This window comes from Phormidium yuhuli AB48, from assembly GCF_023983615.1.
GTDB classification, from domain to species: Bacteria; Cyanobacteriota; Cyanobacteriia; order Cyanobacteriales; family Geitlerinemataceae; genus Sodalinema; species Sodalinema yuhuli.
Window position 1 is genome coordinate 2,894,629 of the sequence record NZ_CP098611.1, and the last position, 24,013, is coordinate 2,918,641.

A 24,013-nucleotide genomic window follows, 5' to 3' on the forward strand; every position below is an offset into this window, starting at 1 on the left:
CCCCCAACCCTCCCTTCGCCACCGCCTTCAGACCATCCACCTCACCGCTATTTGACCCCTATCCACGTATAACTACGCATTTTAGTTACTCAGTCTCAGAATTTTGCCTATAATTAGTGTAGAATTACGCAGGCAACGATTCATCTGGGGCGCTGTTTCCGGACGGCGTGAAGCATCTTCGGCATTGATTCAGCATTGATATCACCATGTCTAACCCTTTACCATTCAGGATTCATGTCCCCACTTCACCGTGATCCTTCCTTTCCCTACTGGCTTTTCATCCTTCTCTGGCTCGTTCTTGCCAGTGGAATCTGGGTCTGGGTGTCTCATATCGAACGTCAACGTCAACAAGCGGTTGTCAACTGCTTAGAAAAGGCGGTCGCAGCTCAGCCCCCCGATAGTCAACAAGATATTGAACAACTCTCAGCCAGCTGCACTCAACGCTGCATCCAGGGAGAACTGATGGGCTGTCCTTAAAAACGACCCTCCCAATCGGGACAATTCTCCCCATCCCAGCCATACGGGTGCATTCCGCAGACTAAGAGGGTGTCATCATACCTTTGTCCGTGATAATGCTGACAGCCGATGCAAGCAGGATGAGTTGTCTTGCTTGGATATACGTAGGTAATGTGGATAAATGGGTCTGAGTTCTCCCGGGGGTCTGAGACACCCCAATCTGGGGACTCCTCATCAAATAAGAGGAACTCCAATCCCTCTAACCAGTCGTCAAAGGTGCGATCGATGTCTTGAGATAGTTCATCCAAGGGGAACACCTCCCGTAGCTGCTGATAGACCTCATCAGACCGCTCTTGAGACCAAAGGACAGCCTCTTCCAACTGTTGGTCTAAATGATCCACCACGTTATCCGTCCAAGCTTCAATGGACTCAGCGGTTTGGATCACCGCTTCAGTCATAGTCTTTTCCAGGGTATTTACCCATTCAGTTAGCCAATCGTCCATGATTTATTGGTCTTGCTGCAAACGGCGCAATTCATCTTGAAGAGATTGCACCTGTTGATGTAGGCTCTCCACACCGGAGTCTGGGGCTTCCGTTGAGCTGGAAGAGACCTCGGGGGGCTCCTCATCATCATCGAGAATCTCAATGCGTCGGGGTTCTTTAGGGCCCGTCTCCTGGCGCACTTGAGGATTTCCACTTCCCTGTCGCTGGCCCTGATTCACCATCTCCTCGACAAAACGTCGGGCCTCCTCGGTGTTCATTTCCCCCCGTTCCACTAATTCATCCGCTAGCTTCTGGGCCGTTGCTCGTAACTCAATCAGTTTCTCACTTGCTTGTTCTCCAGCATAGGAGGCGAAACCCACCCCTAGATAAAATGCCTTCTGAAACAGATTGCCAAATCCAGCCATAGTTGTGATTGTCCTCGCTCCAGGGTGTTATGTCTCAAGCTTATCGCATCCTTTTGCGGTTGTGGGTCAGGGGCCCTAGTCGGGTAGGGGTAAATCTGTCGGTAGCCAAATGGAAAAGCGACTCCCCTGGCCCGGGGTTGAGTTTAAGAGCAATTTCCCTTGATGCTGTTTCACAACAATCTCGTAACTACTGGTTAGACCTAAACCCGTTCCTTTGCCAACGGGTTTGCTACTGTAAAAGGGGTCAAAAATTTTATCCTGTTTATCTAGCTCAATGCCAATGCCGTTATCTTCGATGGTCAGGGTGATGAAGTCCCGTCCCGTTTCATCGGTAGCTTGGTCAGTGGTGAGGGTCAAGGTGGGCTGATAGTCGCTTGAGGAGGACTCATCTGGGGTCTGTTCAACGCGCTCCTGTAGGGCATCCATCGCATTGCTGATGAGGCTAATCAAAACTTGATTAAGCTCGGCAATGTTACAAACGAGCGGTGGCAAATCCTGGTAATGTTTGATTATTTCAATCTTAAACGGGTTTAGGCTATCCTGTAATTGAGACAAGCTTAAGTCTAAGGCGTTGTCCAGATGTTCTCGGAGCTGGACTGATTTGATATCTGCTTCATGAAGGTTGCTAAAGGTTCGCAAGGATTTTACGATTTTTTCGATACGGATTGCACCGAATTTTATAGAGTTCAAAAGTTTGAAAAAATCTTCAGCAATATAGTCGAGGTCTAAGTCGTCTAGTTTGACGGCAACCGGGGACTTAGGCTGGGGATAAGCGGCTTGATAAAGATGAAGTAACTCTAGGAGTTCTTCCGTATAGCTTTGAGCATGGGGAAGATTACCCAAGATAAAGCTCACGGGATTATTAATTTCATGGGCAATGCCAGCGACAAATCGCCCCAAGGCAGACATTTTTTCCGTTTGGATTAAGCTAGCTTGGGTACGCTGTAATTTCTCTAAGGTCTGACTTAGCTGTTTAACATTACGCCGTAACTCCATCTGAGCAACTACTTGACGGCTGAGGGCCTGTAATCCCTGAATTTGCTCTGGGGTTAAGCCTCGCGGCTTAGTATCAACGGTGCAGAGGGTGCCGACGGCTTGGCCTCCAGGAGTCTGAAGGGGAGCGCCGGCGTAGAAGCGAATCTCAGGCATTCCCGTGACGAAGGGATTGTCGGCGAAGCGAGGATCTACTCTGGCATCGGGAACCACTAAAACGTTGGCTGGCTCAAGAATTGTATGGGCACAAAACGCCTGAGCGCGGGGGGTCTCTTCGGCGTCAATGCCCACTTTGGACTTGAACCATTGGCGATCGTGGTCGATGAGACTCACTAAGGCAATAGGAGTCTGACAGACATGAGCGGCTAAAAGAGTAATATCATCAAAAGCTTGTTCAGGCAGAGTATCAAGCAAGTTGTATTGCTCAAGAGCCTTTTGGCGTTCAGCTTCGTTCTCAGGATAGGGGGCAGCAGGCATAAACGGGATAAACCCTCTAGAAAGGGGGCGGTTCTTTGGCGATGGATTCCGTCAGAACCGCCGTTTTATCGGAGGATGTTTTCAGGAACCTCCAGGAGTTAGTTTAACGCATCGTGACAAATTCTTCGGCAGAACTGGGATGGATGCCTACCGTTGCGTCAAAATCGGCTTTGGTTGCCCCCATTTTGACGGCGATCGCCACCCCTTGGATAATCTCAGCGGCACTTTCTCCGACCATATGGGCCCCGAGAACGCGATCGCTCTGACTATCGACTACCAGTTTCATGAGCGTCCGTTCGTCTCGTCCCCCTAAGGTGTGGTACATGGGGCGGAATTTAGACCGGAAGATTTTAATGCGATCGCCATACTCTTCTCGGGCCTCGGCTTCGGTTAAGCCAACGGTGGCAGCTTCTGGGGAGGAAAACACCGCTGTGGGGATATTCTCATAACTCATCTGACGAGATTTGCCGCCAAAGTGGGTATCGGCAAAGACACGGCCCTCGTTGATGGCCACAGGGGTCAGGTTGACGCGATCGGTACAGTCTCCCACGGCGAAGATATGAGGTTCGGCGGTTTGGCTGTACTCATCGACGGCGATCGCCCCTTTCTTCACCTCAACTTTCGTATGTTCTAACCCCAATCCCTCTAAACGAGGCTTGCGGCCCGTGGCCGACAGGGTCACGGTATCGGCGACAATACTCCCCTCTTGAGTATCTAAATTCAGTTTCAGGGTTCCATCCCCTTGTTGCTCCACTGAGGTGATATTGGTGTTATTGAGGATGCGAATGCCGTGGTTGATCATTCCCTCTTGAATACAATCGCGCAAATCCTCATCAAAGCCGTTGAGAATCTTCTCGCGACGAATCACCACCGTTACCTCAGACCCCAAGCCTCGCAGAATACAGGCAAACTCAACGCCAATATAACCCCCACCGAGAACGACTAAATGCTTCGGCTGTTGGGGAAGATGAAACATCTCATCGGAGGTGATGGCATGTTCTAAGCCGGGGATGTTGGGTTTAATGGGTTTCCCCCCCACCGCAATCAGGATTTTCTCGGCGCTGACTTGGCGATCGCCCACTTGGACGGTATGAGAATCCACAAACCGCGCTGATTCGCGAAAGACCTGCACCTCAGACTTATCCAACATTCGCTGATAGATGCCATTGAGGCGAGTCACCTCATCGTTGACGGCCTTGACCATTTTGGGCCAGTCCAGTTGACTCTGAACGGCACTCCAACCATAGCCCGCAGCATCATGGAACTGTTCCGGGAAGTGGGAGGCGTACACCATCAGTTTCTTGGGAACACAGCCACGATTGACACAGGTTCCCCCGAGCCGATCATCTTCGGCAATGCCCACTTTAGCGCCATATTCAGCGGCCCGGCGAGCCGTCGCAATGCCCCCGGAACCTGCACCAATTACAAATAAGTCAAAATCGTATGTCATTAAATTGAACTCCTCTTCAACAACAGATGTGCATCAATTTATCAATGTATCAATGTATCAATGGGTTGTCACAAACCGCTCAAACGGCTTTGGCTATCCTATAGGGTGCAAGCAATTTTTTAAGGGAAATGTCCGGGACTCCCATCAGTGGGGAACCCCGGACCCATTTCGGCTAAGCCTCAACACTCAGTCATTAGGCAGACTTGAGATAGGCCTCCAGTTCCTCGGAACCGCCGACGAGTTGACCATCGACGAAGACCTGAGGGGCAGAAGTCTTGCCTGTCATGGCTTTCAGGGATGCGGTAGAGGCATCGCGACCGATGACGATTTCTTCGTACTCCCAGCCTTTATCTTGCAGGAGAGATTTCGCTTTGGCACAGAAGGGACATCCCACTTTCGAGAACAGGGAGACGTGCTTGGGCTTGGCCTGGGGGTTGATATAGCCCAACATGGTTTCAGCGTCGGAGACTTTGAAGGGATCTCCGGGTTCTTCAGGCTCGATGAACATTTTGTCGATCACGCCATCTTTGACGTACATGGAGTAACGCCAGGAGCGTTTACCGAAGCCGAGGTCAGCTTTGTCCACCAACATCCCCATTCCTTCGGTGAAATCACCGTTACCATCGGGAATCAGGGTGACATTGTCACATTCTTGGTCTTTGGCCCATTCGTTCATGACGAAGGTGTCGTTAACCGAGAGACAGACAATTTCGTCTACACCGTTGGCTTTGAAGATGCTGGCAAGCTGGTTGTAGCCGGGGAGGTGGCTGGAGGAGCAGGTGGGGGTGAAGGCACCGGGGAGGGAGAAGACCACCACGTTTCTGCCGTTGAAGATGTCTTTGCTGTCAACGTCTTTCCATTCCCCATCTTGACGGGTGCGGAAGATAACCTCGGGAACTCGTTGTCCGGTTTTGTCCTGTAACATATGCGTTTAACTCCTTGTAGTGATGGCGTGCAGTTAACAGTAGTTTTGTTAACTCATAATCGTTATGAGTTCATCATAGACGGTGATAGCGGGGCTGTCAAGGGTCTGAGGTGAATTGCTCCAAAATGCAGGTGCGCTCAAGGAGCCAATAGTGAGGACTCGCGGCGACATTGCAGCGATCGCCGAGGTTGGCCAGGACTGGGCGTTGACCCTGTTCTAAGGTCTTGAAGGCCCCCTGAATGGCTTGGACGAGGGCATCCTCCTGGCGGGGGGAGGTAGCCATACGATTAAGCCAATAGTGCTGTTGCAGGTAGTCGAGGCTGAAGTCATCGCGGCGAATGAGCCAATAGTTGACGGGATAGTCTTGCAGGAATTGGCGCACTCGTTGTGGGTTGGGACTATAGTGGGCGTTGATGAGGGCAATCAAGCGATCGCGCACTTGGGAATAGTAGCCCCAATGATAGGGGATCATGTATTCCAGACCCATCAGAATCGGTCGTTGGCCAAAACTGGGGATGTTGTCTAACTCGGCGTCCACCCCTGCCACTTGACTGTCTTTGGGAGTCGTTTGTAGGTACTCATAGACGTTCGGAGCGGTTCCGTCGTAGTAGGCCGTTTGGAAAGAATCCTGTAAGACGAACGGCGAGGCGATGACCGATAGGAGTAGGATGAGGGTGAAGAAGCGTTGCAGGAGGGTAGCGCCGCCTGGCGTTGAGGGACGGAACACCGACTGGGCGATCGCCACTAGCACCAGTCCGGCAGCTAAGGACAACAGCACTCGCAAACTATGATGGGTATAGCGGCTGGGAAGATGTAGGCGGAACAACCAGAGATGAGCTAGCAGGAAGCTTCCCAGACTCGATAGTAACAGGTGCAGAAGAACAGACGTTCCCCGAACCCGGGCCAGGAGAGGGAACGGCTCTCGAAACCGCAACAGTAGGGGTAAAGGGAGGCCAAACCACAGCACTAACGGCGTGTAGCCAGGAACCACGCCGCTGCGATCGCTGCTGAACCAGAAATGGCCCCAATCCTCATAAAAAAAGGCACTGCGTCCCCGAGGTGCTAGTTCGGCCAACATTAGCCCTTGCTGGCGAGTTAAGACCGGTTCCCAGGGATTGGCCGCCCAGAGATAGGGCATGAGCACCCCTAGTACCGCCAACAATCCCACCAGAGCCAAGTGACGGTTGGGAGCCGTGTTTTGAGCCACCCCCAACCCCTGCAACAGTAAAACGCCTCCCTCAACAATGACCATTGGCGGATAGAACAGTCCCGTCATCACGACGGCGATCGCCGTGGCCAGGATATGATTCGATAACAGCGCCCAGAGAAACCCCAGCAGTAAGGGGACAGCGAAGGCCCGGGGGGTTCCTGAAACCAGGTCATCCTTCATCCAGAGACTCAGATTTAAAATGACACTGGCGAAAAAGCCTGCCGGGGCCACCGGTAGCAGTCGCCAGCTCACCTGCATCACCAACCCCGTCGTGAGCAGGGCCAAGAGAATCGGCAACAGCTTATTGAAATTCAAGGGGTCTAGTCCCAGATGAGCGGCGAACTCATAGAGATGACGATACCCCCAAGGGGCAACGGACTGGAAATAATCCGCAATCCAGTCTTGGGGAAATAACTCAGCATCATGGAAGCGGTGCATCCAGAACACATGTTGTCGTGCATCATCCTGAATCCGATACAGTCCTTGGCCCTGGCGCCAAATCACCCCAGCCATGACCCCGGACAGGAGCAAACTGAAGCCGAACCAGAGCGAATAGGACCTCAACCCGGGTGATTTGTTCCATCCCAGATGTGTCATCGACGTTCCCGACGAAATAACCAAACCATCAAGGCAACGACTCCCAGTTGTAGAGCTAAATTCGGCAAATCAGACGACAAGTTTTGTCCAGCGGCCACCCGGGCCATGAAGACGAAGGCCCCAAGGAGGCCCGAGGCACCTAAACTCACATAGATAAAGAGACGGAAGCCACGATAGGGCGCTTTCGCTTCAGCAACGAGCCGTTGATACTTTTCTTCACTCAGACCCTGGGCTGACTTAGGGCGAGATGAGTAAGGTCGCGGAGTTTGGTCATTCATAAGATTTGAAGACAAAAATATTGAGTGGATGCAGCCTTAAAAGCTCTGCTCCTGTGCCATCCCTATCCTATCGGGATTCCCCGATACCTTGAATTTGTTTTAAGACCTGTACTAAATGAACTTGACGTGAGTAGAATTGTAGGATAACGGTTTTAGTTTTTGAGAGTTTGCGAGAGGTTCCTGTCGTGCAATTACAACGAGTCGCAGTGCAACGTGTGAGTGGGGCCTATGCCCTGATAGATAGTCTAAAACGCCATGGTGTTCGACATATCTTCGGATATCCCGGCGGCGCAATACTCCCTATTTACGACGAGTTATATCGGGCGGAAGCCCAGGGTGGGATTCAACATATCCTAGTCCGTCACGAACAAGGGGCCTCTCATGCAGCGGATGGCTATGCCCGGGCTACGGGACAGGTGGGGGTCTGTTTCGGCACATCTGGCCCCGGCGCAACCAACCTGGTTACGGGGATTGCGACCGCTCATATGGATTCAATTCCCATGGTGGTGGTGACGGGACAGGTTCCCCTCAATGCGATCGGTACGGATGCCTTCCAAGAAACTGACATTTTTGGGATTACCTTACCCATCGTCAAGCATTCCTATGTGGTGCGCAATCCCAACGATATGGCTAGAATTGTGGCGGAAGCCTTCCATATCGCCAGTACCGGTCGTCCTGGCCCCGTGTTGATTGATGTGCCTAAAGATGTGGGTTTGGCGGAATGTGACTATATCCCCATTGAGCCGGGTTCTCTGAAATTGCCGGGTTATCGTCCCACGGTGAAGGGGAATCCTCGTCAGATTGAGCAGGCGATCGCCCTAATTCGTGAGGCGAAATCCCCACTTCTCTATGTGGGAGGGGGAGCTATTTCTGCGGGCGCTCATGCTGAACTCAAGGAGTTGGCTGAACATTTCCAAATTCCCGTAACCACCACTCTGATGGGGAAAGGCGCGTTTGACGAAAATCATCCCTTGTCTGTGGGAATGCTGGGGATGCACGGAACGGCCTATGCCAACTTTGCGGTGAGTGAATGTGATCTCCTGATTGCGGTGGGGGCACGTTTTGACGATCGCGTCACCGGGAAGCTGGACGAGTTTGCCTCCCGTGCCAAGGTTATCCATATTGATATTGACCCCGCCGAGGTGGGTAAAAATCGGGCTCCAGAAGTTCCCATCGTGGGGGATGTGCGCCAGGTTCTCATTGATCTGTTGCGTCGCCTCAAAGAACTCGGCGTAGGGATGGAGTCTGAGCAAACGGAGTCCTGGATCAATCGCATCAATCGTTGGCGCAAGGATTACCCCCTAGAAGTTCCCCAATACACGGAGTTACCCTCACCCCAGCAGGTGATTGTGGAACTGCACCGTCAGGCCCCCAATGCCTATTACACCACCGATGTCGGTCAACATCAGATGTGGGCCGCCCAGTTCCTGAAAAATGGTCCCCGTCGTTGGATTTCCAGCGCCGGACTCGGAACCATGGGTTACGGACTCCCAGCAGCTATGGGCGCCAAAGTGGCTCTTCCCGAGGAAGAGGTCATTTGTATTAGTGGGGATGGCAGTTTCCAGATGAATCTCCAGGAACTGGGAACGATGGCCCAATACGGCATCAACTTCAAAACCGTGATTATTAATAACGGTTGGCAGGGGATGGTTCGGCAGTGGCAACAAACCTTCTACGGTGAACGCTATTCCTCCTCCAATATGGAAGTGGGGATGCCGGATGTGGAACTCCTCTGTAAAGCCTATGGTCTCAAGGGAATTAAGGTCACTCAGACGGATCAGCTTCAGGATGCGATCGCCGAAATGCTGGCCCATGATGGGGCGGTGGTCTTAGATGTACAGGTGTATCGCACGGAAAACTGTTACCCCATGGTCGCCCCCGGCAAGAGCAACGCCCAAATGCTCGGCCTACCGGAACAGAAGAAGTTAGAGCAAGCCGTAGAACTCATCTACTGCCCCAACTGCAACGCCAAAAATGCCTCAACTAACCACTTCTGTCCCGAATGCGGCACGAAACTCTAGTCATAACTAGACAATCGAGAAAGGACAATAGATAAACCCAAGAGTTTGTGAATTAAAGAACTTATAGTTTTTTGTTGTCTTTTCTTGTGTGACTAAAGCGGCTTTAATCTGTCCACATAAAAAAGGGGGCCATACCCGAATCGGTAGGGTCCCCTATTGCCTCTTGCCTCTTGCCTCTTGCCTCTTCCCCCCTCCTCTTCCTCTGTGTCCTCTGTGCCTCTGTGGTAACCCTATTGCCTCTTGCCTCTTGCCTCTTGCCTCTTGCCTTCTCCCCCCTAAACCTGCCATTCACGCACGGGAGAATCCTGGCAATCCCCTCCAACCAGATAACTCGCCACTAAACGACGACCCACCAAAATTTTGACCTGTTTTGCCAGTCGCAGAGCTTTGATCGGGGCCTCAAGGATGGGAACAATATCGTGGATGCGTTGGGCCATCGTGGGGGTTTGCACGCGAATGCAAAACGACCCCCAGAAACGAAACACTTGACATTGCTGTAAAATTTTCAATTGCTGGAGTTCTTCGGGATTCTCGCGATAAAAGTCCCAAAGAAGTTGTGTGAGTTGGCTGGGACGTGTCATGACCATAATGGATTTATTTATTACGATTTATTAAATGGGCTGTTGTGTTAAATAAGCGGAGCTGGACTTGCCTATCCACTAGGGAAAGCGTCAAGTCAACCCCCTCATTTTCATTAAAACTCAGAGAGTCCCTAGACGGCTCGTTAATGAAAAAAGACTTAACCTCTTGGAGAAAAGACTTCATAAGACTTAAAAAGCTGTTAAACTCAAAAACTATCTAAAAACCTCTTAACTCAGCAAAGTCGCCATGAAACGCCGAGCTTTTGTCACACGAAGTGCCGTAAGTGCTGCTACGGTCTCTGCCCTTGCCGCTTGTGCGGAAACCGCCGGAACGGGAACAGATGCCAGTTCCTTACCGCGAGTGAACTGGCGCATGGCCACGAGTTGGCCCCCCTCCCTCGATACCATCTATGGTGGTGCCCAAACCGTCTGTCGTCGCGTCAACGAGATGACCAATGGCCGTTTTACGATTACCCCCTATGCCGCCAGTGAGTTAGTTCCAGCGTTACAGGTCATGGATGCAGTAGAGGGAGGAACCGTTGAATGTGGTCACACCGCCAGCTACTACTACATCGGCAAAAACCCGACCTTGGGTTTTGCGACAACGATGCCCTTTGGCTTAACGGCCCAACAGCAAAACTCCTGGCTCTATCACGGCGGTGGCTTGGAAGCGATGCAGAAGGTTTATAGCGATTTTAATATCATTAATTTCCCGGCCGGAAACACGGGAACGCAAATGGGAGGCTGGTTTAAGCGACAAGTCAACAGTGTCGCCGACCTGAATGGGATGCAACTGCGGGTTCCGGGGTTGGGGGGAACGATTATGGCCGAAATGGGGGCGAATGTGCAGGTTCTGCCCGGTTCAGAAGTCTATCTGGCCCTGGAACGGGGGGCGATTGATGCTGCTGAGTGGGTTGGGCCCTATGATGATTTGAAATTAGGGCTGCATCGGGCCGCCCAGTATTATTACTATCCCGGTTGGTGGGAACCGGGGGCGACATTAGATGTGTTGGTGAACCGCCGAATGTGGGAGCGGTTGCCGGAAGAATATCAACAGGTATTTGTAGCAGCTACGGTGGAAGCCAATATGACCATGTTGGCTCAGTATGACGCCCTCAATGGTGAGGCGTTACAGGAGTTGATTGAGGGGGGAACAATCCTCTCGAGCTTTTCAGAGGAGATTATGCGGCGGGGTGAGGAGATTGCTTTGGAGATTTATGAACAAACGTCTCAACGGAATGCCTCGTTTAATGAGGTATATGAGAACTGGCGTGCCTTCCGGGAGGTGGTACAGGGTTGGCATCACCTGAATAAGTTTAGTTTTGCCCAATATTCTCGCAACCAGTCCTCGTAATTCTTTAAGAGGATTGGGGGGAGTCTTGGAGGGCTGGGGTCGCTGCCTCTAAGGGGGGACGTAGGCTGAGATAGAGGAGCAGGCCCAACAGGGGGGTTAGGGAGACGGCCCAGAAGAGCTTGGGATTCTTGAGACCTCGCCGGGCCATGTCATCGCCGAGGAGCGCGGGAACTAGGCCGCAAAGCAGACAGAAGTCCAAACTCATGACATGGATAAAACGGCTGCTTTGCCATTGTTGGCTGAAGTCACTCCAATTCCCCTGACTGAGGCCAAATCCTAGGAGGGCGATCGCCCCTAGGGTTAAAATCCCTCCTAAGATGCGCGAGTCCCAGAATCGCAGCAAGGGGTTTAGATCTCCTTCTAGGTTGGGATTGGGGTCTCGCAGGGCTAGATAGGGCAAAATGGCAAATGCCCCCACGCCAAAGGAGGCGGCCGCAAAGACCCAAGCCCCGATTTTCTGACCCCGCCCATCGGCGAACATCATAGCACCATAGGCGAAGGGAAAAATTCCCATGAGGTTAAATAGGGCCACAATAGCCGGGTTGAGGCCGTCCCAGTTCCCAGAGGAGAGGTTAATAATTAAATCTACGGTTTCTGGGCGATCTGGGGGGGCGAGTAGGAAGGCATAACCGAGAAAGGCGAACCAAAGTCCGATGAAGAAAAGGCGGCGAGTCATGGGGAAGAAGGGAAATAGGCAATAGGCAATAGGCAATAGGCAAGAGAGAAACACGGAGTCACGGAGGACACAGAGGACAAACCTGAGAGCGATTCCCCTCTTTTTCCTTTTGCCTAACCTAGCCCTAACCCCTCCTAAGAGGGGATAATAATCGACACGTTGGGAATTTACTCCCATTCGATGGTTCCGGGGGGTTTGGAGGTGACGTCGTAAACGACGCGGTTGACTCCGGCAACTTCGTTGACAATGCGGTTGGAAATCAGTTCGATGAAGTCATAATCGACCCGTGACCAATCGGCGGTCATGCCATCTTCACTGGAGACAAAACGCAACACGATGGGATAGGCGTAGGTGCGTTGGTCGCCCATGACGCCAACACTGCGAATGGGAAGTAAGACGGCGAAGGCTTGCCAGAAATCATGGTAGATGCCATGACGATTGATTTCTTGACGCACGATGTAATCGGCATCCCGCAGGATTTTTAACCGTTCGGCGGTGACTTCTCCCAGGATGCGGATGGCCAGGCCGGGCCCGGGGAAGGGATGACGACGGACAATCTCTTCGGGGAGACCAATGGAACGCCCAAGGTTACGCACTTCGTCTTTGAAGAGTTTGCGTAGGGGTTCGATGAGTTTGAATTGTAGGTCTTCGGGCAGGCCGCCGACGTTATGGTGACTCTTGATTTTGACGGCGACTCGTTCCCCGGTTTTGGGGTCAACGTTGGAGTCGGCAGATTCGATGACGTCGGGATAGAGGGTTCCTTGGGCGAGGTAGTCAAAGGGACCGAGACGACGGGATTCTTCTTCGAAGACGCGGATAAATTCATGACCGATGTGACGGCGTTTTTCTTCGGGATCGGTGACGCCGACGAGTTTTTCTAGGAAGCGATCGCGGGCGTTAACGTATTCGACGGGGATATGGAATTGATCGCGAAAGAGTTTCACCAGTCGTTCGGGTTCATATTTGCGCATGAACCCCTGGTCGATAAACATACAGGTGAGATTGTCGCCGATGGCTCGGTGCAGGAGAAAGGCGAGGGTTGAGGAATCCACGCCGCCGGATAGGGCGAGAAGGACTCGTTTGTCGCCGACTCGGGCGCGAATTTCTCGGATGGATTCTTCGACGAAGGCGGCGGTGGTCCAGGTGGGTTCGCAGTCGCAGATGTGATAGACGAAGTTACGGACGAGGGCCTGTCCCCCGACGGAATGGACGACTTCTGGGTGGAATTGTACGCCGTAGATCTGCTGCTCATGGTTGGCGATCGCCGCGTTGGGGGTGTTGTCGGTATGGGCGAGAATTTCAAAGCCGTCGGGAAGATGGGTCACGGAATCACCGTGGCTCATCCACATGGTTGACCCCTGTTCGACGTTAGTGAGGAGATCGGTGGGGTCGTCGATATGGAGGGCGGCTTTGCCGTATTCAGCTAACTCGGCTCGTTCAACGCTACCGCCGAGTTGTTGCACCATTAACTGCATTCCGTAACAGACTCCCAGGATGGGAATGCCCAGTTGCCAAATATCGGGGTCACATTGGGGGGCGTTCTCGTCATAGACGGAGTTGGGCCCCCCGGAGAGGATAATTCCTTTGGGGTTGAGGCGTTCTAAATCCGCTGCACTGGTGCGGTAGGATAAGACTTCAGAATAGACTTCGGTTTCACGAATCCGACGGGCGATGAGTTCTGAGTATTGAGAGCCAAAATCCAAGATCACGATGAGTTGACGTTGGGTGTCTTGGGTATCGGTGTCGAGGTGTGTGGGTTCTGGAGTCTGGGTTTGAGCGGTCATGGGTAGGCAAGATGGGGAAGGTGGATGGGGAAACAGCCACCCTACCGAACTGAATGGCTATCTCTAGGATAAGCATCCATTTTAAGGGCAAGTGGGTCATTCCTGCCAGGGCGATCGCCCCTCCAGGACGCGGGCTTGTTTAGGAGGGGTTTTGCCCTAAAGAACGTAGATATGTAAGCCCAGGGTGAACAGGAAGGTGAGTTGGGCGGTGATGGCAAATAGGTAAAACACGGTTCGGGGACGAAACACCGATAACATTAAACCGATGCTTTTAAGGTCTACCGTCGGACCAAAGACCAGAAAGGCCAGCAGGGCGCTACTGGTGAACATGGAGGCAAAGGAGAGGGCGAAGAAGGCATCAACGGTAGAACAGATGGATACTACCAAGGCTAATAACATCATGGTCACAATGGGGACAATGGTGCCTTGAGCTAGACTGACGATGGTTTCCCGAGGGACGGCGGTTTGGATAATGGCGACAATGCCACTGCCAAGGACGAGTACGCCGCCGAGTTCACGAATTTCTCGAATAATGTTGTCGACAAATACCACCATCCGATTGGTGTTGGGGCGGGTTCCTAATAACAGCGTTCCTAAATCTCCTCCCATGACGGCGGCATTTTCTAGGGCCATGGGTTGGCCAGTGCCTAGGAAATAGGTTCCTGAGCTGAGGAGGGGAGAGGCGGGTTCCTCGCTGGGGCTGGCGATCGCCCGGGGCATGGAACGCACTAGTTTTGGGTGAAGCATGGAGCTGATGTCTTTCTGAATGCTGAAAATCACCCCGATGACGGTGGCGATAATTAGGGTGAGAACGACGCGCCAAAAGACCATTTCTGGGCGATCGCGAAAGGCGATCCAGGTGGACCAAATGACGATGGGATTAATGGTCGGAGCCGCTAGCAGAAAGCCGATCGCCACGGCGGAAGGCACTCCCTGGGCTAATAGTCGCCGGGCCACAGGAACGTTACCACATTCACAGACGGGAAACATAAAGCCAATACAACTGCCGACTAAGGCCCCTAACACGGCGTTCCGGGGCATCATGGCAACTAATTTACGCTCGTTGACAAAGGCCAGGAGGGCGCTGGAGAGCAAGACCCCTAGCAGGAGAAAGGGCAAGGCTTCAACGAGCAGACTAAAGAAAATCGTAAATGCGTAATTGAGCTGGGTCATGAACCAAGAATCTCAAATCAGGTGTGAGAGCGAGCAGAGCGGCAAAAAAAAGCCGTCCCGTTGGGACGGCGCTATTCTAGCAAACCTCTTGGATGGGTTTGTTGGCTCAAGGATGGCCTAACTGGCGAGATACTCTCGGACCGTGGCCCGACGCCGACGTAAATGGCTCAGGGCCTGATGTTCCAGTTGGCGGACTCGTTCGCGACTGAGGTTGAGTTGAGCGCCCACCTTCGCTAGGGAGAGTTCTTTCCCGTCACTGAGACCAAAGCGGAGACTGATCACTTCCCGTTGTTGGGGGGTGAGTTCCGCCAGCATACATTCGAGGTCTTGGCGCAAGAGTTGCTGGGTGGCAAACTGTTCGGGGGATGCGGTTTCATCTTCGAGCAGTTCTTGTAACTCAGTGTCTTGGTTGTCGCCCACCCGTAAATCCAGGGAAATCGGCTGTCGGGAGACGCTGAGATATTCCCGAACTTGATAGGGTTCGAGGTCCAGTTCTTGGGCGATTTCCTTCATGGAGGGACTGCGTCCCAAGGTTTGGGTGAGTTCCCGTTGGGCCCGTTTGATTTTGTTGAGTTTTTCGGTGATGTGAATGGGGAGGCGAATGGTTCGCGCCTGTTGGGCGATCGCCCGGGTGATGGCCTGACGAATCCACCAGTAGGCATAGGTGGAGAATTTATAACCACGGGTGGGATCGAATTTTTCGACACCCCGTTCGAGTCCCAGAGTCCCTTCTTGGATTAAGTCGAGAAACTCCAGATTCCGTTTTTGGTATTTTTTGGCGATCGCCACCACTAGACGCAAATTCGCCTCAATCATTTTGCGTTTGGCCCGCTGACCAATCTGCAAGGTATTACGCAAACTGTCGAGGTCAATTTTGGCGGCTTCAGCCCACTCATGGTCACTCGGCTCATGCTTGAGAGACTCACTGAGTTCATCCCGACAGTCCAGCAATGTCATCATTGCCTGAACTTGTTTGCCCAAGATAATTTCCTGTTCGTGGGTCAGCAACGGAACACGACCGATTTCGTGCAGGTATGTCCGCACCGTATCGGCATTCAAAGTAGGATTGGCGGTTTTCATATTGGTGTTGGCTGTGGGCATACGTCGATGAAAGCAACGAACGGCAACGAACGACGGAATCGGACTGACCTAAAGGTATGGCAAGGGCGGATCATGAATGACATGGCCGTGACGGCTTTAAGAGCCTTGACGTCATGAACGCCGTCAGGGATTTTACAAGCCAAACTCTATGCTAATATCATAATTTTGCACTTGCATAGATCGGAATACCTCACCTCAAGAGTCTTATCGGTTATTAGGAGTTTTGAGCTGAGGCAGTTAGGATGGCCTTGGAGACGAATCCCAGGTGTTTGGATAGGTGAACCTCTTGATGGACGCTTCAGACTGTTTACTACATCGGCTCACGGGGTGTTTCCAGAAATCATCGTCAAGAGTTTTTTAGGGTCTAGACGACTGGGTTGGGACAATTTTTAACCTGGCTGACTCACAGCCAGGAGTTCCCGGTCTGGGGAGACTGAGACAACCCCCCTGAGAGTTTTGACGCAACTGGAGGCATTTCGGTTTCCTTGGCTCGGGGGCGGTGACTCCAGATGTCTAGGGGGCCTTGCTGGAAATAGGACAGCTGCTGCCCTGGCCGTAAACTTCTGTTACGTTTTGTCCGTGAAGAATAACGGCGGCTAATCCTTATCCTGTCTGGGTTTTATCTTTATTTTCGGGGCGATCGCCCTTCGGAGTTCCTGAGAAAAATATTACAAACTATGAAGTTGACTCAGGGATCGTTAACCTTATGCTGCACAATGACCATGATTGCAAAACGGGAACTGCTCCCGCTCGTCAGTGGCCACTCCCCCGAGTCAAATGGGGATGGGCAACTGGATGATTAGTCAATACAACCTTAAATTCACTTTCCCTTCTGGAGGAATCGCACATCATGAGTATCGTCACGAAATCAATCGTGAATGCCGACGCTGAGGCTCGTTACCTCAGCCCCGGCGAGCTAGATCGCATCAAGAGCTTCGTCACCTCCGGTGCAGCTCGTCTTCGCATCGCTCAAGTTTTAACCGATTCTCGTGAGCGGATTGTCAAAGAAGCCGGCAACCAACTCTTCCAAAAACGTCCCGACGTGGTCTCCCCCGGCGGAAACGCTTTTGGTGAAGAAATGACCGCCACCTGCCTGCGTGACATGGACTACTACCTGCGTCTAGTCACCTACGGTGTTGTCTCCGGTGACGTTACCCCCATCGAAGAAATTGGTCTCGTGGGCGTTCGTGAAATGTACCGCTCCTTGGGAACTCCCATTGACGCTGTTGCAGAAAGCGTTCGTTGCATGAAAAACGTTGCCACCGGTTTGATGTCCGCAGACGATGCCGTCGAAGCAGCTTCCTACTTCGACTACGTGATCGGTGCGATGCAATAGAGTCGCGATTCGACTTTAATCGCCAAAGTTTCACAAACTCGCATTTCTAAATCCATCAAATTCACAACAAAACGAAAGGATCATGCAAGACGCAATCACCGCTGTAATCAACTCCTCTGATGTTCAAGGTAAGTACCTCGACGGGTCTGCCATGGACAAGCTCAAAGGCTACTTCCAAACCGGCGAACTGCGCGTCCGTGCCGCCGCTACCATCTCCGCCAACGCCGCAACGATCGTCAAAGAAGCCGTTGCTAAGTCCCTGCTGTACTCCGATGTGACCCGTCCCGGCGGTAACATGTACACCACCCGTCGCTATGCTGCTTGCATCCGCGACTTGGACTACTACCTCCGCTACTCCACCTACGCTATGTTGGCTGGCGACCCCTCCATCCTCGACGAGCGTGTGCTCAACGGTTTGAAAGAAACCTACAACTCTCTGGGTGTTCCCGTGGGTTCTACGGTTCAAGCGATTCAAGCCATGAAAGATGTCACCGCTAGCTTGGTTGGCCCTGATGCTGGTAAAGAAATGGGCGTGTACTTCGACTACATCTGCTCTGGCTTAAGCTAGGCATCTCCTGTGATCGCTAGGGTTGTACTGTGGTGCGGCTCGATTAGCGAACGGTGATCGTAGGTCTGGGAAATCCGGGGTGAGTGCGATTTGGTAGAGAGACTGGTTCTCGTTGAGACCCGTCCAACTCTAGGTAAAACGCCAGCCGAGAGTATTGACTCTGGACTCCCAGACGTTCGATCCAGCATCTGAAACCCTAATAAAAAAATCCCTAAAACTTCTAATCCTTTAACCCCTTAGCCAGGAGAATTTTCCCCATGCGTATGTTTCGCGTTACGGCCTGTGTCCCGAGTCAGACTCGTATTCGGACTCAGAGAGAGTTGCAGAACACCTACTATACGAAGCTGGTCCCCTATGACAACTGGTTCCGTGAACAACAGCGGATCATGAAAATGGGTGGCAAGATCGTTAAGGTTGAACTCGCTACAGGCAAGCCGGGAACCAACACCGGTTTGAAATAGGTTTGAGACCATCACACTGTCTAACCCCAGACGTTTGAGACGAGAGGTACAACAACCTCTCGTTTTTCATGTTCAGGTCTCATCGGCCGGTTCTCTCGGGCAAATTCTCTCTGGGGTTTGTCGGCCTCGGGCACTTGCCCCATTGATGGGGTTTCCAAGACCTGCTATGTTAAAGTCTTTAACCTAATTTGGATCTGGGGATGCTCCTCAGAACTGGTATGGTCGCTCTGAATCGCCCCATGAACACCGAAACTTATCTCAATCATCCCACGTTCGGCTTGCTGTTCCGCGTCTGTCCCATTGGAGAAGATCGAGAGTTATTCACCACCCTGTATGCTCAACGTTTATTTTTCATCGTAACTATGGGGGAACAGGGTTTAACCTTTGAACCCCTCACCCGAGCTGATGCTCGCGCGGTGATTGAAAATCGGCTCCGCCAGCTGCGTCGTACGGGATTGGCTCAAGACCATGAAAACTTACAAAAGATCCGAAAACAGATGTTTTAGTTAAGGGGTGAGTTGGGTCTACTTAGACAGATAAACTGAGACGCAGAACAACTCAGTTTAAACCTGAAATATGAGTTTTTTGTTGTTATAGTTTGTCCTATATGGATTGTCTAATCCAGCAAAATTATTGTTGTATGTAGGGTATTGACGGGGTTTCATGTCGTTTGAGGATTTATCCATTGCCGATCGCATTGCTAAGATTCGCCCGACTGTTCCTGACTCAGTGCGCTTGATTGCGGTCTCGAAACTGAAACCCGCGAGTGCGATTCGCCAGGCCTATGAGGCGGGAATCCGAGATTTTGGGGAAAGTCGTATCCAAGAGGCGATCGCCAAACAAGAGGAACTCCAGGATTTAGAGGATATTACCTGGCATTTCATCGGTCATCTGCAAACGAATAAGACAAAACTGGCTCTGGAGCGAATGCAATGGATTCATTCCCTGGATAGGCTCAAGCTGGCCCGGGAAATCCAGCGGTTGGTGGCGAAAGGCAGTCCTTGTCCTAATCTCTGTCTACAGGTGAAGTTTCGCCCCGATGCCAATAAATCGGGCTGGGATTGGTCGGGGTTACAGCAAGACTTGCCAGAACTCGATGACTTGGGGGGTCTGAAGGTTCGAGGACTGATGACCATTCTGCCTTTTGGCTTGCCGAGTCAGGAAAGTCAGGCAATCTTTCAAGAAGCGCGTCAGAGTTGCGATCGCCTGCAACAGCAATCTTGGAGGCATCTGCAATTCTCAGAACTATCGATGGGGATGTCAGAAGACTATCCTTTAGCGGTGGACGCAGGAAGTACCATGGTGCGTTTAGGCCGTATCCTGTTTGGCGATCGCCCCAAGTAAGACATGGGAGTGAGACATCGGGGTTGTGACAATGTTCAAATTGGCAGAATTACGAACCCATAAATCTTGCTTAAATAGGGTTGCATTGTGATCTATCCCGGCTACAATGGGAGCGGATTACCCCTGCCGATCAGTCGATTGAACCAGTTACATGGATTGAAATCCTTAAAATCTGTCATTTAACCTGCATCGGAGTGTTTAGCCGGAGTCGCCATGAGCAATATTTTTTCAAAGCTACGGGATTTCATTAATCCGGACGAAGCCGTTGATTATCAGTATGACTATGATGATATGGAGGGTAGTAGCCCAGCATATCAGCCCCTTTATCCTAGTGAGAACAACGCATCGGCCCCCAACACCAATGTGAGCAGCACCGGGACTCGTTTACGCGATCGCTCGCCTCTGAGCAGTTCCTCCGGCTTAACGCCTCCCCCTCCTCAGCGGGGTTCAAGTATGAATTCAGGAATGAGTAACGTGATTGGATTACCTGGCGCAGCAAACGGCATTTCCGAAGTGGTGGTTATGGAACCCCGCACCTTTGAAGAAATGCCCCAAGCCATTCAAGCTTTACGGGAACGGAAATCGGTGGTCCTCAACCTGACGGTGATGGACCCAGACCAAGCCCAGCGGGCCGTGGACTTCATCGCTGGAGGCACGTTTGCCCTCGATGGCCATCAAGAACGGATTGGCGAGAGTATTTTCCTGTTTACCCCCAGTTGCGTCCAAGTAAGTACCCAATCGGGAGTGGTGCGGGATGTGATGCAGCCCCATCTGCAAGCTCCTGGCAATGCCGGGCAAGCAAGCAGCAGCAGCTCAACCCCCAGTTGGGTTCCCGATTTCGGTCGCATTGCCCAATCCTAAGTTCCAGGTTCGTCCTCACAGTAGTCTAAGCCCTTGTCTTCTTCTCTTGCTATTATCGGCGGTGGCATGATGGCCGAAGCCATCCTCTCCCGCCTCTTAGCCCAACAGGTGTATCGTCCCGAAGGGGTTTGGGTGGGTGAACCGAACCCGCAACGTCGGGAGTATTTGGCCCAAACCTATCAGGTTCAGGTTAGTGATAATAACGCCCAGATTGCGGCTGATGCCGAGACACTTCTTTTGGCCATCAAGCCGCAAATTTTTACGGCCGTTTCTGAGCAGCTTCCTCCGGGGACTCTTGCCGCTGAGACGTTAGTCATTTCCATTTTGGCCGGAACACCCCTATCTAAGTTGGAGGCCGCCTTTCCCGCTTCTCCGGTGGTGCGTGTGATGCCCAATACTCCGGCGACGGTGGGTGCGGGGATTTCCGCTTTGAGTCCAGGCCAGGCGGTGACGGAAGAGGGGTTAGCGGTGGCTCGCCGGCTGCTGAGTGCCGTGGGCGAGGTGGTTGAGGTTCCAGAACGGCTCATGGATGCGGTCACCGGGTTATCGGGGTCAGGGCCGGGCTATGTGGCGTTGATGATTGAGGCGTTGAGTGATGGAGGGGTGGCGGCGGGGTTGCCCCGGGCCACGGCTCAACAGTTGGCGATCGCCACTCTGCGGGGAACGGCTCAACTCCTGAGTGAGACGGGATTACACCCTGGAGAACTCAAGGATCGCGTCACCAGTCCCGGGGGAACAACGATTGCTGGGATTGCGGAACTGGAGGCCCGAGGATTGCGATCGGCCCTGATTTCGGCAGTGCAAGCGGCGGCTGAGCGGTCTAAAGCCTTGGGAAATGGTTAGATGTCAGGTGTCCACGAGAGCAACCCTTATTTCCTGTGACTCGCTTCATCCATGATCAGTTTGCTAAAGACTACCTAGAGGAACTGCTCACTCCCTACGGAACCATTCAAGCTCCCCGACGGGTGGCAGGAGAAGTCAGACAGGTCGATTTGTGGTTTTCCCCGAATCCCGAGGCAAGTCCTGCGGCTGCTCCTCTCGGCATTTTGGCCAAAACTCTCAACGTTCCCACCGTCTTTGAGCCCTATCGCAATCCAGTGACCCGTGATGAAGTTCGGGATTGTCTCTTAAAGCTATTCATCATAGAAGCACAACTGCGACGAGAGGCAAAGCAAAACCGCCAAACCTTGCTTCCCTCCCTCAAACCCCACTTATGGATTCTCACGCCCACCGCCTCTGAAAACCTGTTAATGGGCTTTGGTGCTATCCTAGACAGAGAAGGGTGGGGGGAAGGGGTTTACTATTTGGCATCCGAGCTACGAACCCGCCTTGTGGTGATTCACCAGTTGCCTCGTTGTCGGGATACGTTATGGCTGAGAGTTTTAGGGCGAGGCCGAGTGCAGGCTGAGGCGATTGAGGAAATCGAGCAGCTTCCTGCGGACAATCCCTTCCGAGCGAGTTCGTTGATTTTGTTAAATCGCTTAAAGGCTGACCTTCAAACACAGGAAAATCTGGATTGGGAGGATACTGAACTGATTATGCGTTTATCTCCTCTTTTTGACCAACAACTTGAAGCAGCTCAGTTGACGGGTCTGCAACAGGGTCTGCAACAGGGTCTGCAACAGGGTGAACGTCGGGTGGTGGAAAATCTGTTGCGGGTTCGCTTTGGGTCTCTTGACGATGAGTTGACCCTTCTGATTGATGCGATTTTGAAGTTACCGGCGGAGGAGTTTACCCCGTTGTTGATGCAGTTGTCTCGTGAGGAGTTGCTCGAACGCTTCCGAGGGGAGGAGTGATACTATCGTTGATGGTTTCTTATTGGTTGGCTTCAAGGACTCGATAGGTTCCATGGGAGACTTCTCTTAGACACAAGAAATCCAGGAATTCTTGTTCGCCAAATTGTTTATATCTGTCAAAATAACTCACAAAAATAGGCAGTGATTCTAAATCCTGCCTCAACACTTTGTGAGTTCTAAACAGCTTCTGAAACAACCAACTCATCAAACGACTATTTAGGAGTTCTACAAGCTGTTGTGAGGTTAACGGGAACTCCTCTTTCAAGACCAGTAAATTAGCACTGTTTAAAATAAACCGCTGTTGGGTATCATGAAAAAAGACTAGCTCTGAGGCGATGAATTTATAAATAAGTTTTTCTGGAGCTTGATATAACGATAATGATGCAACTTGCTGATAATGAGAAAAGTCTTTAGGAATAAAGCAGGAGGGCGGTTTAAGTCCTGATTTGCTAATGTCTGACCCCTTATAAACCGGGATATAGCCTTCCTTTATTTCGCTGGAACAATACTTTTTGTTATTACCTGTGACGATTCCTAACCCCCATTGAGCAGAACCCACTAAGGTCTGATACTCTTGCTTGAATAAATGCTCAATGACCCTCAATTCTTGCTCGGAACAGGTGAAGTTGAAAATGGATTTGGGGTTTTGAGAAAACGCCTGTTGCGGGAGGGAATGCTGACCTTCAGAGGTTATGGATAATAGCCGATCGCCCCCATGGGGACTCTCGCGGCGTAGGAGGATTCCTTGGGCTTTCGTCAGGAGTCCCTTAAAGGGTTTGCCAAAATCAATTAAACAGATAATTTGCTGCTTGAGGGCAATTTGACGGGCGCGTTCAAAGCTGGCAATGTTGAAAAAAGCTTCTTGGACGAGGATGCCTAAATATCCCGACGATCGCAAAACCCTTAAACTGGCAAAAAAGAATAAAGCACTGGTATCTTTACTCGGTCCTGCGGCAAACGTTCGGGCCCAATTGTCTCGTTCAGCTTTGGGGAGTTTTTTACCCCAGGGGGGATTGGTTAAGATAAGGTCAAACTGCTGCTGGGGAGGTTCGGCGGCTAGTTTTAGGAAGTCTTGAACCGCTAGATTAACGTCCTGTCCTCCCTCAAATGCCGCTAATCGTTGGCGGGCGATCGCAAGGGCAGTTTTGTCAATCTCATAGCCATAGATATTCGACGGTTTAATCCCTCGCTGGATGGCTTCAATTAAAAAGTTTCCGGTTCCACAACAGGGGTCGCAAAAGACAAACTGGGAACAGTCCTCGGGAAGATAATCAAAAAAACACGTCACTACCTCAGGAGGGGTATAAAAAATCCCCTCTTGATTGCGATACGACTGGGACAATCCCGCTTCATAACGCTGACTGAGAGAGTCATCGCTAGTTGTTTGCCTCGGAAGTTCCCGCAAAATCTGCTGTTTTAACTGTTCATAATTATGACTATCTTTGTAAGATTTATTGGCTCGTTTATTGAGTTTTTCTTTGCCCAGAATATCCCGTTTGAACGCCGTTAGGGAGTCATGGCTAATACCCTGAGGGCCCACGGTTTCTAGGTAGCCCAGTTTTACCCAATTACGAATAGAAGCCGCTGAGACATTTAACATCTCAGCGACTTCATTGAGGGTAAAAACTGTCTTGGGATTGGCCATAGATGGATGACCGATGGA

General features: G+C 51.8%; 24 protein-coding genes. 11 read left to right on the plus strand and 13 right to left on the minus strand.

The annotated features are described in order from the left end of the window. The first annotated feature begins 234 nt into the window (after nucleotides 1–234). The gene (locus NEA10_RS12385; RefSeq protein WP_252660637.1) at nucleotides 235–477 is read left to right on the plus strand and encodes a hypothetical protein; all 243 of its coding nucleotides are present in this window, start codon (nucleotides 235–237) and stop codon (nucleotides 475–477) included. Here NEA10_RS12385 and NEA10_RS12390 read toward each other — a convergent pair. From NEA10_RS12390 to NEA10_RS12420, 7 genes are all read right to left on the minus strand, one after another. Then, entirely contained in the window at nucleotides 474–959 is a 486-nt protein-coding gene (locus NEA10_RS12390) for a hypothetical protein (protein ID WP_252660639.1), read from the minus strand. The two genes, NEA10_RS12385 and NEA10_RS12390, sit on opposite strands and share 4 nt — an antisense overlap. A gap of 3 nt (nucleotides 960–962) precedes the next feature. Next, on the minus strand, nucleotides 963–1,364 hold the full coding sequence (locus NEA10_RS12395) for a phasin family protein (RefSeq protein WP_252660641.1): 402 nt from the start codon (nucleotides 1,362–1,364) through the stop codon (nucleotides 963–965). Nucleotides 1,365–1,439: 75 nt separating this feature from the next. Next, nucleotides 1,440–2,834 carry a sensor histidine kinase gene (locus NEA10_RS12400; RefSeq protein ID WP_252660643.1) on the minus strand — a complete coding sequence of 465 codons (1,395 nt, stop codon included), beginning with the start codon at nucleotides 2,832–2,834 and terminating at the stop codon, nucleotides 1,440–1,442. Between the two features lie 103 nt (nucleotides 2,835–2,937). Beyond that, the gene (gene gor / locus NEA10_RS12405; protein WP_252660645.1) at nucleotides 2,938–4,284 is read right to left on the minus strand and encodes a glutathione-disulfide reductase; all 1,347 of its coding nucleotides are present in this window, start codon (nucleotides 4,282–4,284) and stop codon (nucleotides 2,938–2,940) included. Between the two features lie 193 nt (nucleotides 4,285–4,477). Then, nucleotides 4,478–5,209 (minus strand): glutathione peroxidase, encoded by a 732-nt coding sequence (locus tag NEA10_RS12410; RefSeq protein ID WP_252660647.1) that lies wholly within the window; start codon nucleotides 5,207–5,209, stop codon nucleotides 4,478–4,480. Nucleotides 5,210–5,306: 97 nt separating this feature from the next. Beyond that, nucleotides 5,307–6,932: a hypothetical protein gene (locus NEA10_RS12415; protein WP_252660649.1), complete on the minus strand. Its 1,626-nt coding sequence runs from the start codon at nucleotides 6,930–6,932 to the stop codon at nucleotides 5,307–5,309. Nucleotides 6,933–7,012: 80 nt separating this feature from the next. Next, a complete protein-coding gene (locus NEA10_RS12420) occupies nucleotides 7,013–7,294 on the minus strand; it encodes a DUF3493 domain-containing protein (protein WP_252660651.1) in 282 nt (93 codons plus the stop codon). Nucleotides 7,295–7,479: 185 nt separating this feature from the next. Here NEA10_RS12420 and ilvB point away from each other — a divergent pair, with 185 nt between their 5' ends. Further along, entirely contained in the window at nucleotides 7,480–9,315 is a 1,836-nt protein-coding gene (gene ilvB, locus NEA10_RS12425) for a biosynthetic-type acetolactate synthase large subunit (RefSeq protein WP_252660659.1), read from the plus strand. A gap of 275 nt (nucleotides 9,316–9,590) precedes the next feature. Here the strand turns inward: ilvB and NEA10_RS12430 are convergent, their stop codons facing one another. After that, entirely contained in the window at nucleotides 9,591–9,896 is a 306-nt protein-coding gene (locus NEA10_RS12430; RefSeq protein ID WP_252660661.1) for a hypothetical protein, read from the minus strand. A 247-nt stretch (nucleotides 9,897–10,143) separates the two neighbouring features. Between NEA10_RS12430 and NEA10_RS12435 the strand changes: the two genes are divergently transcribed. Further along, nucleotides 10,144–11,250 carry a TRAP transporter substrate-binding protein gene (locus NEA10_RS12435; RefSeq protein ID WP_252660663.1) on the plus strand — a complete coding sequence of 369 codons (1,107 nt, stop codon included), beginning with the start codon at nucleotides 10,144–10,146 and terminating at the stop codon, nucleotides 11,248–11,250. 4 nt (nucleotides 11,251–11,254) lie between these two features. Here the strand turns inward: NEA10_RS12435 and NEA10_RS12440 are convergent, their stop codons facing one another. The 4 genes from NEA10_RS12440 to NEA10_RS12455 all read right to left on the minus strand — a co-directional run bounded on the left by NEA10_RS12440 (nucleotide 11,255) and on the right by NEA10_RS12455 (nucleotide 15,984). Beyond that, on the minus strand, nucleotides 11,255–11,926 hold the full coding sequence (locus NEA10_RS12440) for a DUF2834 domain-containing protein (RefSeq protein ID WP_252660665.1): 672 nt from the start codon (nucleotides 11,924–11,926) through the stop codon (nucleotides 11,255–11,257). 167 nt (nucleotides 11,927–12,093) lie between these two features. Next, nucleotides 12,094–13,710 carry a glutamine-hydrolyzing GMP synthase gene (gene guaA, locus NEA10_RS12445; RefSeq protein WP_252660675.1) on the minus strand — a complete coding sequence of 539 codons (1,617 nt, stop codon included), beginning with the start codon at nucleotides 13,708–13,710 and terminating at the stop codon, nucleotides 12,094–12,096. Between the two features lie 156 nt (nucleotides 13,711–13,866). Further along, nucleotides 13,867–14,883: a permease gene (locus NEA10_RS12450; RefSeq protein ID WP_252660678.1), complete on the minus strand. Its 1,017-nt coding sequence runs from the start codon at nucleotides 14,881–14,883 to the stop codon at nucleotides 13,867–13,869. Nucleotides 14,884–15,000: 117 nt separating this feature from the next. After that, nucleotides 15,001–15,984: an RNA polymerase sigma factor, RpoD/SigA family gene (locus tag NEA10_RS12455; protein ID WP_309494126.1), complete on the minus strand. Its 984-nt coding sequence runs from the start codon at nucleotides 15,982–15,984 to the stop codon at nucleotides 15,001–15,003. Between the two features lie 850 nt (nucleotides 15,985–16,834). Between NEA10_RS12455 and apcA the strand changes: the two genes are divergently transcribed. The 8 genes from apcA (at nucleotide 16,835) to NEA10_RS12495 (ending at nucleotide 22,350) form a co-directional block, all read left to right on the plus strand. Beyond that, nucleotides 16,835–17,320, plus strand: a complete 486-nt coding sequence (apcA, locus tag NEA10_RS12460; protein ID WP_068790359.1) for an allophycocyanin subunit alpha — start codon at nucleotides 16,835–16,837, stop codon at nucleotides 17,318–17,320. Nucleotides 17,321–17,402: 82 nt separating this feature from the next. Continuing rightward, a complete protein-coding gene (apcB, locus tag NEA10_RS12465) occupies nucleotides 17,403–17,888 on the plus strand; it encodes an allophycocyanin subunit beta (protein ID WP_068790358.1) in 486 nt (161 codons plus the stop codon). A gap of 257 nt (nucleotides 17,889–18,145) precedes the next feature. Beyond that, nucleotides 18,146–18,349 (plus strand): phycobilisome linker polypeptide, encoded by a 204-nt coding sequence (locus tag NEA10_RS12470; protein WP_074162910.1) that lies wholly within the window; start codon nucleotides 18,146–18,148, stop codon nucleotides 18,347–18,349. 239 nt (nucleotides 18,350–18,588) lie between these two features. Next, nucleotides 18,589–18,855 (plus strand): transcriptional coactivator PipX, encoded by a 267-nt coding sequence (gene pipX / locus NEA10_RS12475; RefSeq protein WP_252660679.1) that lies wholly within the window; start codon nucleotides 18,589–18,591, stop codon nucleotides 18,853–18,855. 157 nt (nucleotides 18,856–19,012) lie between these two features. After that, entirely contained in the window at nucleotides 19,013–19,693 is a 681-nt protein-coding gene (locus NEA10_RS12480) for a YggS family pyridoxal phosphate-dependent enzyme (RefSeq protein WP_252660681.1), read from the plus strand. A 213-nt stretch (nucleotides 19,694–19,906) separates the two neighbouring features. Continuing rightward, nucleotides 19,907–20,554, plus strand: a complete 648-nt coding sequence (locus tag NEA10_RS12485) for a cell division protein SepF (RefSeq protein WP_252660684.1) — start codon at nucleotides 19,907–19,909, stop codon at nucleotides 20,552–20,554. Between the two features lie 33 nt (nucleotides 20,555–20,587). Then, the gene (proC, locus tag NEA10_RS12490) at nucleotides 20,588–21,397 is read left to right on the plus strand and encodes a pyrroline-5-carboxylate reductase (protein ID WP_252660693.1); all 810 of its coding nucleotides are present in this window, start codon (nucleotides 20,588–20,590) and stop codon (nucleotides 21,395–21,397) included. A 35-nt stretch (nucleotides 21,398–21,432) separates the two neighbouring features. Further along, nucleotides 21,433–22,350 carry a hypothetical protein gene (locus NEA10_RS12495; RefSeq protein WP_252660695.1) on the plus strand — a complete coding sequence of 306 codons (918 nt, stop codon included), beginning with the start codon at nucleotides 21,433–21,435 and terminating at the stop codon, nucleotides 22,348–22,350. A gap of 19 nt (nucleotides 22,351–22,369) precedes the next feature. On the opposite strand, the gene NEA10_RS12500 is transcribed toward NEA10_RS12495, so the two are convergent. Then, nucleotides 22,370–23,995, minus strand: a complete 1,626-nt coding sequence (locus tag NEA10_RS12500; protein ID WP_252660702.1) for a TaqI-like C-terminal specificity domain-containing protein — start codon at nucleotides 23,993–23,995, stop codon at nucleotides 22,370–22,372. Between the last annotated feature and the right edge of the window lie 18 nt (nucleotides 23,996–24,013).